Genomic DNA, 13,316 nt, shown 5'->3' on the forward strand with positions numbered 1-13,316 from the left:
TTAGTTTTTTGAACAAAAAAAGACATCCAAGAAATAATTCTTGAATGTCTGTAAACGTTGATATAATCGTGTTGATTAACGTTTTGAGTGCAGTGGTTGCCATCCAATCAAACATCGCTTCGCTTGTTTTCTTGGGGCAACTGTGCATAGCATATCTCTATGCGACTAAAGTCGCTAGAGCTATCCTAATTGCGCACCGCCAGTTCTCATAGAAAAAAACACCTTGCAAGATGCAAAGTGTTTTCGTTTGTATTCTGCTGTCCAGCAACGAATTAACGTTTAGAGAACTGGCTAGCTTTACGAGCCTTTTTCAAGCCTGTTTTCTAGTATTTTTATATCTACTGGCAGATTATCCGACTTATCCCCATCAACATCTGACTCTAACTCAACCTCTGAAGAAATCCTAATATTGCGTACTTTGATATATTCGATATTATTGTTACCTACTAGATCCCCTTTTTAATAAATCTGGGATAGCCGATAATTTAGAAATGATGGATGAATCCTTTAAAATCAAGATATTTCCATATTCATCTGTATTTTCATCAAATAGTTTTTTGTCTGCATAGTAATTAGATAGAAGAACTAAGACCTGAGTAGCTTCACCTTCATAATTGCCATTTTCGCTTTCAAAAGGTAATAATTACTTATTCATAGCTTGGCGAATCAGTTGCACCAGCCAAATTAATTGTCTTGACCGACAAATAAAGCGACTTCTTTCAAGGATTCGACCATAAGGAAACAGTTGGCAGATTCTATAAAAGCGTCGATGTGATTCGGCACGCTCATCAGACTCGCTACACAGAGCTGGTACATAATATCTGCTATAATTTTCTGGAAGATTTGGTCAAGCGGTCTTTTAGCCGTGTGACAGGCATACAGGAAAAACACTATTTATTTACTTTTTGCACGGGAGGCTTTAAGAATCTGATGGACATCTTTCTTGATAGTCACTCAGAGTCTCCAGAGTGTCTGGGCTGGGATATGGCAAAGATATACCGCTGCCTGAAACTGTTCTTTAACGCTGATAAACGCGACATATCAATTAAAATGTCGCACTAAAATGATTGAAAAATGATTGAAACTGTATTATAATGAATGTGTATATTTAGAAAAGAGGTACTAACTATGGAAAACCTAGTAGTTTCAGTCTTTAACACTGAAAGCGAAGCTTATCAGTCCTTTGCGGATTTGAAGGCTTTCCGCCAAACTCAGACGACCAAGGTTGCTCAAATCGCCTTGGTCAAAAATGAAAACGGTCACATCGTTGAAAAAGAACGCTATGACTTTGAAGATTCAACGACGGATGCAACCCTAGAAGGTGGCTTGCTCGGTGCAGTTATCGGGCTTTTGGGTGGTCCTATCGGCGTCTTGTTTGGTTATGGTATTGGCAGCCTCTATGGTTTGGCTGCTGGTGATACCGTTGATACGGCAGAAGCTGGCTTGATTGACGTTGTGTCTCAAAAATTGATCGACGGCGAAACAGCCGTTGTCGCCTTGGTGCAAGAAAACAACGAAGCAGTCATCGATGCTTACTTCACCAAGTACGACACCCAAATCGTGCGTTGGGATGTAGCAACCGTCGTAGCTGAAGTTGAAGCAGCCCTGCAAGTCCAAGAAGACCTCTACAACCAAGCGCGTGCGCAAATGAAGGCTGAACGTAAAGCAGATCGCAAGGCCAAACTTGAAGAGTTCAAGGCAAACATCAAATCAAAATTTGATAAATTGAAAGCCTAACGTCTAAGCGTCTCATAAATTTAAATGTGACTGAGACACCATTTAAAATTTATGTGCGTCGGATTCTCACAGTTAAATAATTGCGTTGACAAATCCGTTACAGCCGTTCTTCCATTCTTTGAAAAGAGTGTTTAATAGACAAGAAATCTGGACTAGTATTGGTCTGGATTTTTTTGTGAATATAGAGGTCATAGCTTTTTGACTATGCTTTGTTATAATTAGAAAGATTTTAAGTTTTATCAAGATGAAATCAGTCAGACGCAGGCACCCTGAACTAGCACCAGCTTCCCCACACAACTAAGACATACTGGTGCGACACTCGCAAAACAAGCTGGGGTTTCTCTTGAAGCCTTCTCAGAAGCTCTTACTCATAGTGATAAAGAGATTACAAAAACTTACGTTAATATCAAAGATAAAGTCAATCAGACTGTAGGTGATATTGCTTTTCGTAGTTTAAAAAATTGATGGGGTGAATATGGGGTGAATTTTGGGGTGAACTTTGATTTTTTGAAACAAAAAAGACATCCAAGAAATAATTCTTGAATGTCTGTAAACGTTGATATAATCGTATTGATTAACGTTTTGAGAATTGTGATGCTTTACGAGCTTTCTTAAGACCTGGTTTCTTACGTTCAACTTTACGTGAGTCACGAGTAAGAAGTCCTGCGCGTTTCAATGAATCGCGGAAGTCTGGGTCTACTTGAAGAAGGGCACGAGCGATACCGTGACGGATAGCTCCTGATTGACCAGCGTATCCACCACCTACAACGTTAACGAAAACGTCGTATGAACCTACAGTTGAAGTAACTGCGAATGGTTGGTTGATAACAAGACGAAGGTCAGCGTGTGGGATGTACTCTTCAACATCTTTTTTGTTAACAGTGATTTTACCAGTTCCTGGAACAAGGCGAACGCGTGCAACAGCGTTTTTACGACGTCCAGTACCTGCATATTGTGCTTGTGACATACTTTATTGTTCCTTTCCTTAGATAAGTCCTGAAATATCAAGAACTTCTGGTTGTTGTGCAGCGTGAGTGTGCTCAGCTCCAACGAATACTTTCAATTTCATACCTTGAGCGCGGCCAAGAGTATTGTGTGGAAGCATACCTTTAACTGATTTCTCGATCAAACGTACTGCATTTTTAGAACGAAGTTCACCAGCAGAGATTGATTTCAATCCACCTGGGTGGTTTGAGTGAGTGTAGTAGATCTTATCAGATGCTTTTTTACCAGTCAATTTAACTTTTTCAGCATTGATAACGATTACGAAGTCACCCGTATCAGTGTGTGGTGTGAATGTTGGTTTGTTTTTTCCGCGAAGTACGCTAGCAACAACTGCTGAAAGGCGTCCAAGAGGTACATCAGTTGCGTCAACAACGTACCATTTGCGTTCTACTTGGCCTGGTTTAGCCATGAATGTAGTTTTGTTCATGATTTCTCCTATATGAATATCGTTTTTGTTTACAGGGCGGATGTTCCGGTCCGCAAGTTATTTGAAAGGTTCCGGGGCCTTACAAATGGGGTAAACAATACCGTCTACTATTGTATCAAAATTCTCAGATAAAAGTCAAGAGATTGGGAAAATATTTTTTTATTTCTGCCAGATTTTCAACCTTTTTTCTGCCTGCTCCTGAAGGATTATCTGAAAAATTTTAGAGACTAAGTAAATAGCGCAAGTCAAGAATAGCGTTACCACTAGATAATTGATCAAACGACCGTGGTCTCCAACCAATGGTGGTCTTGTCAAAAATCCATAATCTCCACCTGTTACTAAATTGACCATGAAAATCAAGGCATTGAGCGAAGACGTGATAATTAGGATTCGTTTGAAATCCAGTAAACTAGCATCGTAATCCTTCAAGAGATAAATCAAGGAATTTCCAAAGAGAGCTAAGTGTCCGAAAATAAAGGACAGGATGGCAATGTGGGGGAAGGGATAGGGATCTGGCACTGGATAAATAAAAGCTGCCAAAGTTCCAAAGGTTCCCAATACAGCAAAATACTGCTTGACTCTAGAGACACCCGGAGTCAAAAGCACTACAAACATAGCCAAACGGCAATGATAAAAGGGTAGACTTTCTGTTAAAGGCATCTGATTAACCAAATACCATCCGTAGAGCAGGATTAGCTGTACCGCCTGTAAAATCTGGAAAAATCGTTGACAGACTTTTTTCTCACCATAACGGTAGGCAAGAAATACAGTCAATGCTAATAAGGCAAATAGACTTCCATACCAAAGAAGGTCAAATTGGGGTGGCTCCGTCGGCTGCGTGCTAAATAAAGCATCCCAAAAATTCATGTAACTTTCCTCATTTTCATATAAGCCAATCTCTTACTGATTTTTATAGAGCCTAGCTTACATTTATTTCTTATATTTTTGTGTAAAAGAAACTGTCGATCTTAATATAAAACAAAGCTTCTAATCGACATATTGTTCCCGCTCACCCTGATAGACCTGCCATAGAATTTCCATTTGTTCTTTGGTTATTCGTTTTTCAGATAGGGGAGGAAGACTCTTGATATCAAAAAATTCAAGTTCTGCAATTTCTTGATTTTCTTGAAATTGTCCATCCAATAACTGACAGTCAAAGACGAACTTGGCATACTGCTTGTTCTGAAGTTGAAAGCGATTGGTATCAAAAACTGCCAATAAAGAGCCTACTTCTGCAGAAAAGCCTGTTTCTTCCTGAACTTCTTTTCGGATATTTTCCTTGGGAGAATATCCTACCTCGCCAAAGCCACCAGGTAAGGCCCAAGTATCCTCTCCTTGCCCTCTAACCAAACAAATCTTCTGATTTTGAACAATCCATGCCCTTACATCCATCAAGGGAGTTGCATAGCTACCTGTTGGTTTTAAAATTGCAGTCAATTCCTCTTGATCAAGCTCTGTTTGATCCTGCAAGACACTCCATAAAATCTGACGTAAATCCTCATAACGTTCACGGTCATAAGGATCCTTGGAATAGGTCAACCCAGTATCAGTGATAGCTAACATTCTCTGAATAGCTTTGGCGAAATCAGTTGTGCTCATTTTCTAGGCTTTCTACTAGCTTGGCTAGATTCATAGAGTTGGAACCTTTAACCAGAATCTGGTCATGTGCGCCAAGACTTTCCTTGACCTGCTTAACCATGGCTTCAAACTGGTCTTCCTCAGCTGTTTTCTTGAAGTAGTAAACATGACCGATTGGGAACATTTGACTAGCTAGTTGAGCCAAATCAGCAATGTCTTCACCGTAGAAAATTACGGTATCAAGGACATCGGGTGTAATGCTCAAAATCATTTGATTGTGGAGTTGAACAGACTGGTCTCCAAGTTCCTTCATATCCGCCAGAACTGCGATTTTCTTGCCACCTTCATTGGCCGGGATAGCTGAAAATGTTTCTAAAATCAACTTCATGGCAGTTGGATTGGCATTGTAGACATCTGATAAGATATCTGCCCCATTGGCAGCTTTTTTCCACTCGGTACGATTGCGGGTCAATTCTAGATTTTGGAAGGCTTGACCAATCTGCTCCTCAGTCACTCCTTCTTGCAGGGCAACATAAGATGCAATCATGGCATTGGTCGCATTGTACTTACCTGTTACTGGCAAGTCAAGAGCCTGCTCCAAGAAATTAGCCTTGAAAGTCAAGCTATCCTTACGCTCGATTAAGTCTGTAATTTCTAGTTCTGCACCTAGGCCAAAGCGAACCACTTTTTTGTCAGTAGGTAGATAATCCTCTACAATGGGATCAGCTGGTGCTAAAAGCAAGCCCCCTTTCTCCATACCATCAGCGATTTGCAATTTCCCTTTGGCAATCTCTGAACGGTTCTTAAAGAAGGCCAAATGAGCTTCTCCAACCAAGGTCACAATAGCTGTCTTTGGATGAGCCAATTCAGACAAAAGATGGATATCTCCCAAGTGATCCTGTCCCATCTCCAAGACCAACTTTTCAGTATCATCCGGCATATGGAGAACTGTATAAGGCAGTCCAATCTCGTTATTGTAATTTCCTTGCGTTTTGTAGGTTTTGTAGCTTGCAGAAAGCAAATGGGCCAACATATCTTTGGTAGTAGTCTTACCGTTCGAACCTGTAACAGCTAAGACATCGACACCTGTTTTTTGAAGGTAATAAGCTGCAAGAGCTTGAAAGGCTGTCAAAACATCATCTACTAAAATGTATGGATGATTTGCCACTTCCTTCTCTGACAGGGTTACAGCAGCGCCATTTTCAAAGGCTGTCTCAATAAAATCATGTCCATCACGCGCCCCCTTGAGTGGCGCAAATAGATCCCCAGCTCCAATCAAGCGACTATCAAACTCTGTCTTGACTAACGGGCTGTCCGCATAGCTTGTCACATCATTTTTTGCACTGACAACACGCGCAACTTCGTGAATCGTAAGTTTCATGTTTACTCCTTTAAAAAGGGGCAGGGAGTCTTGCCCCGCCCTTATAGCTATCTTTATAATAGGTGCGCTTCACGCTTGTTAAAGCTCTCTTTAGCAAGATTAACCAAACGTTCGATTAATTCTGGATAAGAAATTCCCATATTGTCCCAAAGCAAGGGATACATAGACCATTGAGTGAAGCCTGGCATGGTATTTAACTCATTTAGGAAGACTTCTCCCTTATCTGTATAGAAGAAGTCGCAACGCGACAATCCAAGTCCACCGATAGCACGGAAGGCAGTTTCGGCATTTTTACGCATAAGAGCTATTACATCATCGCTAATCTTAGCCGGGATATCCATGGTGATCTTGTTATCGATATACTTGGCATCATAGTCATAGAAGGCTACGTCTTTGACAACTTCACCAGGAAGAGTGCTCTTGACATCATAGTTCCCTAAGAGACCAACCTCGATTTCACGCGCATTTACACCCTGCTCCACTAATACACGACTATCGTACTTGAAGGCAAGCTCTAAAGCTTGGCGAAGTTCCTCTTTATTTTCAGACTTAGAAATACCAACACTAGAACCCATATTGGATGGTTTGGTAAAGACTGGGTAACTTAATTTTTCCTCAACTTCTGCAATCTTAGAAGCCAAGTCATCCCCTTCAACAATCCCTACGTAAGGAACTTGGGCAATCCCAGCAGATTCCAAGACACGTTTAGTCGTGATTTTGTCCATAGCAAGGCTTGAAGACAAGATGTTGCAACCAACATAAGGCATTTTCAAGACTTCTAAGAAACCTTGAACGGAACCATCTTCTCCCATAGGTCCATGAAGAACTGGAAAAACAACCGCTCCTTCTTCGTAGATAGCACTTGGAGCAATTTTCTTGTCCCAATCGATCGTTTCATTGGTCATGAGACGTTCGTCTTGTCCAGGAGTTTGGGTAAATTCTTGGGTTTTGATAAAGTCTCCAGACTGGCTGATAAAGAAGGTTTTTACTGCGAAACGATCATAGTTAACCGCACGCATGACACTCTCAGCTGACAAGACAGACACTTCACGTTCTGCACTGCGTCCACCATATAATAGAATAATTGTTTGTTTCATATGATTTGTTCCAATTCTAATAGAATACTCGTCCTTTAGTATATCATATTTGTCATTTTTTTTAAACTTGTACAGCAAAAAACAAGAAAAGAGCCTGAATCAAAATAGGATTCAGCCTCTTTGTCCTTTTAAATGATTGTCTGCTAGTTCATTGCATCTATCCTTAACCTTACAGACTAGAGTTCTGTACGATTTTCGATGGCTCTTAAGAGTGTTACTTCATCTGCATACTCGATATCAGCTCCCACCGCTAGACCTCGTGCTAGACGAGTAACCTTGATTCCTGCAGGTTTAAGAAGTCGAGAGATATACATAGAAGTCGCCTCACCATCAGCAGTGGCATTGGTCGCGACGATGACCTCTGAAACCTCGCTATCCATAAGACGCGTCATGAGACTCTTGAGATTGATGTCATCTGGGCTAATCCCATTCATAGGGGAAATCAAACCGTGCAAGACATGATATAGTCCGTGGTATTCTTGGATATTTTCCATAGCAGCGACATCGCGGCTATCCTCCAGAACCAGAATCGTTGACTGATCTCGACTAGGATCGGTACAGATGGAACAAGGATCATCATCCGTCAAACGTCCGCAGATTGAACAATAGGTCAATTCTCGTTTAGCTGCAAGGAGATTTTTAGCAAATTCATTGACGTCGTCATCAGACATCCCAATGGTATAAAAGGCCAGTCGGGTTGCTGTCTTAATCCCGATACCTGGAAGTTTAGAATAGCTGTCAATCAACTTAGCAATAGGTGTTGGGTAAAGCATGGCTTCCTTTCTAGTTCATTGGATGGTGTTGGTTGTACAAATTGATAATGTCTCGGGCAATTGAAGGTCCGATCGTATTGCTGAGATTGGTATTATGCGGAAAGACAACTGCAACTGCAATCTGAGGGTTATCTGACGGAGCATAGGCAACCGCATTGGTATTGGTAGCCTTTTGACCATCGGCTACATAACTTTCGGCTGTACCCGTCTTACCACTGATAGAGACAGTTGCCCCATCTAGAAGAGGACGACCTGTCGTAAGAGCACTTGTTCCGTGCGACACTTGGTAAAATCCTTTTTGTAGGATGGCCATATCTGACTCAGAAATATTGATTTTATTCATTTCGGTGCTAGTTGTTTGCTGAATCAAATTTCCTAGACCACCTTGCTCATTATTATCATAGACTCCTTCTACGATATGAGGAGCCAGGCGAACACCATTATTAGCGATTGTTGCTACATACTGGGCCAACTGCATTGGTGTGTAGTTATCAAACTGTCCAAAAGCATTGTACAGATAATTAGCCAAGTCAAAGTTTTTAGGAATAAATCCTGTTGATTCCTCTGGCAAATCAATCCCTGTAGCAGCACCCAAACCATACTCACCAAAAGTTGCGCGTAGTTTTCCCATGGCAGACTCTAGTTGGTCGGTCTTAACTGTCATATCCGGTTGATAGGTTTGGCCCATCATTCCTAGGGCAGTTTGAATCATATAGGTATTGGATGAGTATTCCAAAGCCTCGACTGCTGTAATCGGGAAGGAACCGTAAGCAAGAGTATACCAAGAATTGATAGCTGGGGATCCTTGGAAAACGATTGGCTGGTCTGTCAAGGTCTGGTTCCCTTTTAAAACACCATTTTCCCATCCCGAGCTGATGGTAGCCGCTTTAACGACAGAACCTGGAACAAAGACATTGGTCACAGTCCCCAGCGAGTCTGAGGTTAAGTCACCCGTTTCCAGATTATGTTTAATTCCTGACATAGCTAACACAGCACCAGTCTTAGGATTGAGCGCTACTGCATAGACACCTTCAGAATATTTTGCTCCACCATTTGATAGTTCCGAACTGAAGTAACTTTTCAGAAGATTATCCACACTGTCTTGGAAGGTCAAATCAATGGTCAATTTAATGTTTTTGCCCTTGCTTCCTTCTTCGACATTTTCCACACTCTCCATATCACCATATTTATCGAGATGGATTTCTTTTACGGTGCGCTTCCCTTGTAGAACTTCTTCGTATTGTTTTTCTAGATAAGAAGTTCCAACACGGTCATTAAGTGAATAGCCTTTTTGCAAATAAGCATCCACATCCTCAGCTGGAAGACCTGATTTCTCACTAGAGACACTTCCAACGATAGATGAGAGAGATGTTTCTAAAACCTTTCTATCCCACGAAGTTGAAATGCTAATACCAGGTAATTCCTTGGAAGCTGAAGCAATGATGGCCACCTGTGTGTCACTTAATGGATCGGTTTGAATATTTCCTGTCGCAAAATTACCAACTGCATTGAGCTGGTTAAAGAGGTAGATAACCTTCTTTTCATCCTCTGAATAGTTCAGTTGATCAGAAGTGATACTCTCAGCAGCATTGTTATAAAGTTGAGCTTCAGATAGTTGATTTCCATCAGAATCAAAACGTTTATCCTTAGGAAGAGCCTCTACCGTTTTTTTATAGACAGCTGGATCTGCTAGATAATAATCAGCCATTTGACGTTCTGTCAAATCTGGCGAGGTAACTGTTACATACGTTAAGAGTTTAGTGGAAATATCCTTTAAATCAGTAGCTGTCATCTTATTGCTTCGTGTGAAAGCTACTACTTGTTTAACGGTATTTTCTACCAAGGGTTTTCCAGCCGCGTCATAGATTTCTCCACGAGCAGAGCCCGTTGTTACCCTAGTTTGGCTAGCAGATGCTAACTTAGCTTCATAAAAATCCTTGTTCAAAACTTGCATATAGAGCAAACGACCAATGATGGTCATGAAAAGCAAAATAACGATTGCAAACAATAAATTAAGCCGAATCGGTATCGAATGGCTATTGAATTTTCTCATACAAATCAGTCTCATTTCTAATCAAAATCTCAATTTCCATTGTACCATAATTTGAAGAGAAAATTATGGAAAAAGAAAAGACTTTTCCTTTTTATCCCAAAAACAAAGCAACTGTGGTATAATAGAAGTAAGCGCTATTTTATTTGTTAGGTTTTATTGACAAATAATGTTTAACAAATAACTACAAAGGAGTCCCATGAACAAGCCAGACATCTCTACGATTATTGATCTTCACTTTGAAGAAATGACCGATTTAGAGCAAGAGATTGCCCGCTATTTTTTGCAGGCAGATACCATTCATGATGACTTGTCTTCTCAGCAGGTCACTCAAAAACTTCATATTTCTCAGGCGGCTCTCACTCGTTTTGCCAAAAAATGTGGCTTTACAGGTTATCGGGAATTTATTTTCAAATACCAGCAACAAAAGGATACCCTTTCCGTTCCACAACAGGATATGAATCCTTTGACACAAAGAGTCTTGAGAAGCTATACAAATATCCGAGAAATGACACAAGAATTGATTGATGATGACCAACTGGAGCGCATTGCCCAAATGATTGATCAATCAGAACGCGTCTATTTTTTTGGGACTGGAAGTTCTGGCCTCGTTGCACGTGAGATGAAATTGCGTTTCATGAGACTTGGAGTCGTTTGTGAGGCTTTGATAGATCCAGACGGTTTCGCCTGGACAACAAGTATCATCGATGAAAAATGTTTGGTCTTTGGTTTCTCCCTTTCAGGAACAACTCCATCCATCATTGACAGTCTACTAGACGCTCAAGATATGGGGGCTAAAACTGTTCTTTTTACTAGTACGCCTAGCAAGGAAACTCAGGCATTTACAGAAACTGTACTGGTAGCAAGCCAGAGTCAGGCTTCCTATATCCAACGCATTTCTGCCCAACTTCCTATGTTGATCTTAATCGATCTACTCTATGCTTATTTCCTAGAAATTGATCGTGAAAGTAAAGAAAAAATCTTTAACAGTTATTGGGAAAATAAAAAACTAAATGGCTATCGTAGAAATAGAAGGTCTAGATAAGCCTCCATCCCTTTCAAGTGAACAATCACATCAGCAACCAGCGATTAAAGTCGCTGGTTTTTAGTTTGCTCAAGTCCTATAACTAATGACTTATGCACATAGAACTCTACACCTGCTACCTTCTATAAAAAGTCTCTATAAGTCTCTAAAGTTCTATAGTTAGTTGGTTTAAAAACTGTAGGGATTATAGAGATTTGTAATGATAGATAAAACAGCCCCGCAGTAAGATATTACCTATGTTTGAAATTTATAATACATATAGATTGAGATAAACCTCATTATACTTCTCCCTTATGAGTATATTCTTAAAAGATGATTAAAGAGTTTTTCAAAAATTCAATCCCCCTTAAACTTGAGCAAGTCAAACCTATCACCTTACTTCATCTAAAGAAACGCCATTCCCAAAATTTTCAATGTCGGAAATTCATAGTATTCGACTCACCTATCGAAAATAAAACTTACCAAACATCAACTCTAGTCTGATAAAAAGAGAACTCCCACTCTACTAAACACTTTCTTTGGGTTCTTCCATTTGTTGTGATTTATGAGGAACTTTATCTCATAGAAAGACTTTTTGTTTTCCAAATGCATAAAAAGAGGCTGGGTAAAGATCTTTAAAATCAGAAAAACGCATAATATCAGATATTCAAAAACCTTGATATTATGCGTTTTATGTTGAAAAGATTTTCTAAATGTTATCCCCAAAGTGGGGGATAGCCACTCTTTTCTATGACTTAAAGCCAGATTTGATCGTCAATGTGAGTCGTTATTTTAAACAAAGTAACATTACTCTCCTAAGAAAGATGACTATTTTTCGTCTTCCTTCTTACGACGTCCAAGTGCTGCCAATCCTACAAGTCCTGCAACTACTCCGAGTACAGTTGATCCTGCAGATGTAGTTTCACCAGTATTTGGAAGTTGTTCCTTAGCCGATGTTGGATTAGCTGGTTGTTCCGAAACTGGTTTATCTGGTGTTGGGTTCACCGGTTTACCTGGTGTTGGATCCACTGGCTTACCTGGTGTTGGGTTCACCGGTTTACCTGGTGTTGGATCCACTGGCTTACCTGGCGTTGGATTCACTGGTTTACCTGGTGTTGGATCCACTGGTTTACCTGGTGTTGGGTTCACCGGTTTACCTGGTGTTGGATCCAGAGGCTTATCTGGAGTTGGCTCTACAGGTTTGTCTGGAGTTGGCTCTACAGGCTTATCTGGAGTTGGCTCTACAGGCTTATCTGGAGTTGGTTCTACAGGTTGTCTGGAGTTGGCTCTACAGGTTGTCTGGAGTTGGCTCTACAGGCTTGTCTGGAGTTGGTCTACAGGTTTCTGGAGTTGGCTCTACAGGTTGTCTGGAGTTGGTCTACAGGCTTATCTGGAGTTGGCTCTACAGGCTTATCTGGAGTTTCTTTAAGTTTGTACACATATGTTACATTCTTATCACCTTCGATAACCTTACCAGTTGTTGGGTCTGTTGACTTCAAGTGACCTTCGTCGTCTACTTCACCTACTGTGTAGTTTCCTGCTGGGACCAATTCATAAGTCTTACCTTCGAATTCAATCTCTTGTGGACGGTTGTCTACAACTGTATCGTAGTCTTTGTCTACTGGTTGAGCATCTTCGTCAGTCACATCTGACTTGATTGTCTTGCCTTCTGTATCTACGTAATGAACATAAACGTTACCCTTAGGCTCAGCTGGTGTTTCTTTAAGTTTGTAAACATAGGTTACATTCTTATCACCTTCGATGACTTTACCTGTTGTTGGGTCTGTTGACTTGAGGTGACCTTCGTCATCTACTTCACCTACTGTGTAGTTACCAGCTGGGACCAATTCATAAGTCTACCTTCGAATTCAATCTCTTGTGGACGGTTGTCTACGACTGTATCGTAGTCTTTGTCTACTGGTTGAGCATCTTCGTCAGTCACATCTGATTTGATCGTCTTGCCTTCTGTATCTACATAGTGAACGTAAACGTTACCCTTAGGTGCTACTGGCTCTTCTTTAAGTTTGTATACATAGGTTACATTCTTATCACCTTCGATAACCTTACCAGTTGTTGCGTCTGTTGACTTGAGGTGACCTTCGTCATCTACTTCACCTACTGTGTAGTTACCAGCTGGGACCAATTCATAAGTCCTACCTTCGAATTCAATCTCTTGTGGACGGTTGTCTACGACTGTATCGTAGTCTTTGTCTACTGGTTGAGCATCTTCGTCAGTCACATCTG

12 protein-coding genes and 4 pseudogenes are annotated in these 13,316 nt (G+C 40.7%); 3 read left to right on the forward strand and 13 right to left on the reverse strand.

The genetic code is table 11. From position 1 onward, the window contains the following. Nucleotides 1-297 precede the first annotated feature (297 nt). Both HMPREF1116_RS12380 and HMPREF1116_RS12575 read right to left on the reverse strand, forming a co-directional pair. Nucleotides 298-631 (reverse strand): annotated as a pseudogene (locus HMPREF1116_RS12380) (diacylglycerol/lipid kinase family protein); the annotation flags it as partial. 18 nt (nt 632-649) lie between these two features. Continuing rightward, nucleotides 650-778, reverse strand: a pseudogene (locus HMPREF1116_RS12575) (IS982 family transposase); the annotation flags it as partial. Nucleotides 779-1,128: 350 nt separating this feature from the next. Between HMPREF1116_RS12575 and HMPREF1116_RS08685 the strand changes: the two are divergent. Together HMPREF1116_RS08685 and HMPREF1116_RS11925 are read left to right on the forward strand one after the other, a co-directional pair. Continuing rightward, nucleotides 1,129-1,737, forward strand: coding sequence for a DUF1269 domain-containing protein (locus tag HMPREF1116_RS08685; RefSeq protein ID WP_000429535.1), 609 nt, complete (start codon nt 1,129-1,131; stop codon nt 1,735-1,737). Between the two features lie 241 nt (nt 1,738-1,978). Continuing rightward, nucleotides 1,979-2,202: pseudogene (locus HMPREF1116_RS11925) on the forward strand (tyrosine-type recombinase/integrase); the annotation flags it as partial. A 109-nt stretch (nt 2,203-2,311) separates the two neighbouring features. On the opposite strand, the gene rpsI reads toward HMPREF1116_RS11925, so the two are convergent. The 8 genes from rpsI to pbp2b form a co-directional block, all read right to left on the reverse strand. Next, nucleotides 2,312-2,704, reverse strand: coding sequence for a 30S ribosomal protein S9 (rpsI, locus tag HMPREF1116_RS08690; protein WP_000075973.1), 393 nt, complete (start codon nt 2,702-2,704; stop codon nt 2,312-2,314). Nucleotides 2,705-2,722: 18 nt separating this feature from the next. Continuing rightward, nucleotides 2,723-3,169 (reverse strand): 50S ribosomal protein L13, encoded by a 447-nt coding sequence (gene rplM, locus HMPREF1116_RS08695; protein ID WP_001044622.1) that lies wholly within the window; start codon nt 3,167-3,169, stop codon nt 2,723-2,725. Between the two features lie 159 nt (nt 3,170-3,328). Then, nucleotides 3,329-4,036, reverse strand: a complete 708-nt coding sequence (locus HMPREF1116_RS08700; protein WP_001012284.1) for a YwaF family protein — start codon at nt 4,034-4,036, stop codon at nt 3,329-3,331. Between the two features lie 120 nt (nt 4,037-4,156). Next, nucleotides 4,157-4,768 (reverse strand): NUDIX hydrolase, encoded by a 612-nt coding sequence (locus tag HMPREF1116_RS08705; protein ID WP_000108120.1) that lies wholly within the window; start codon nt 4,766-4,768, stop codon nt 4,157-4,159. Then, a complete protein-coding gene (locus tag HMPREF1116_RS08710; RefSeq protein WP_000778762.1) occupies nt 4,755-6,128 on the reverse strand; it encodes a UDP-N-acetylmuramoyl-tripeptide--D-alanyl-D-alanine ligase in 1,374 nt (457 codons plus the stop codon). The genes HMPREF1116_RS08705 and HMPREF1116_RS08710 overlap by 14 nt, the downstream gene beginning before the upstream one ends. Nucleotides 6,129-6,181: 53 nt before the next feature. After that, a complete protein-coding gene (locus HMPREF1116_RS08715; protein WP_000814637.1) occupies nt 6,182-7,225 on the reverse strand; it encodes a D-alanine--D-alanine ligase in 1,044 nt (347 codons plus the stop codon). Nucleotides 7,226-7,401: 176 nt separating this feature from the next. Next, complete coding sequence (gene recR, locus HMPREF1116_RS08720; RefSeq protein WP_000966747.1) at nt 7,402-7,998, reverse strand: recombination mediator RecR; 597 nt, start codon at nt 7,996-7,998, stop codon at nt 7,402-7,404. Nucleotides 7,999-8,008: 10 nt separating this feature from the next. Continuing rightward, nucleotides 8,009-10,051, reverse strand: coding sequence for a penicillin-binding protein PBP2B (gene pbp2b, locus HMPREF1116_RS08725; RefSeq protein WP_001224848.1), 2,043 nt, complete (start codon nt 10,049-10,051; stop codon nt 8,009-8,011). A 196-nt stretch (nt 10,052-10,247) separates the two neighbouring features. On the opposite strand from pbp2b, the gene HMPREF1116_RS08730 reads away from it, so the two are divergent. Then, the gene (locus HMPREF1116_RS08730; RefSeq protein WP_001039492.1) at nt 10,248-11,093 is read left to right on the forward strand and encodes a MurR/RpiR family transcriptional regulator; all 846 of its coding nucleotides are present in this window, start codon (nt 10,248-10,250) and stop codon (nt 11,091-11,093) included. A gap of 807 nt (nt 11,094-11,900) precedes the next feature. On the opposite strand, the gene HMPREF1116_RS12465 is transcribed toward HMPREF1116_RS08730, so the two are convergent. The 3 genes and pseudogenes from HMPREF1116_RS12465 to HMPREF1116_RS12400 all read right to left on the reverse strand — a co-directional run. Beyond that, on the reverse strand, nt 11,901-12,221 hold the full coding sequence (locus tag HMPREF1116_RS12465; RefSeq protein ID WP_001070158.1) for an LPXTG cell wall anchor domain-containing protein: 321 nt from the start codon (nt 12,219-12,221) through the stop codon (nt 11,901-11,903). A 185-nt stretch (nt 12,222-12,406) separates the two neighbouring features. Further along, complete coding sequence (locus HMPREF1116_RS12395) at nt 12,407-12,919, reverse strand: MucBP domain-containing protein (protein WP_007555559.1); 513 nt, start codon at nt 12,917-12,919, stop codon at nt 12,407-12,409. After that, a pseudogene (locus HMPREF1116_RS12400) lies at nt 12,892-13,316 on the reverse strand (MucBP domain-containing protein); the annotation flags it as partial. The gene HMPREF1116_RS12395 and the pseudogene HMPREF1116_RS12400, both read right to left, overlap by 28 nt.

It is taken from the genome of Streptococcus sp. SK140 (assembly GCF_000259525.1).
Classification (GTDB): Bacteria; Bacillota; Bacilli; order Lactobacillales; family Streptococcaceae; genus Streptococcus.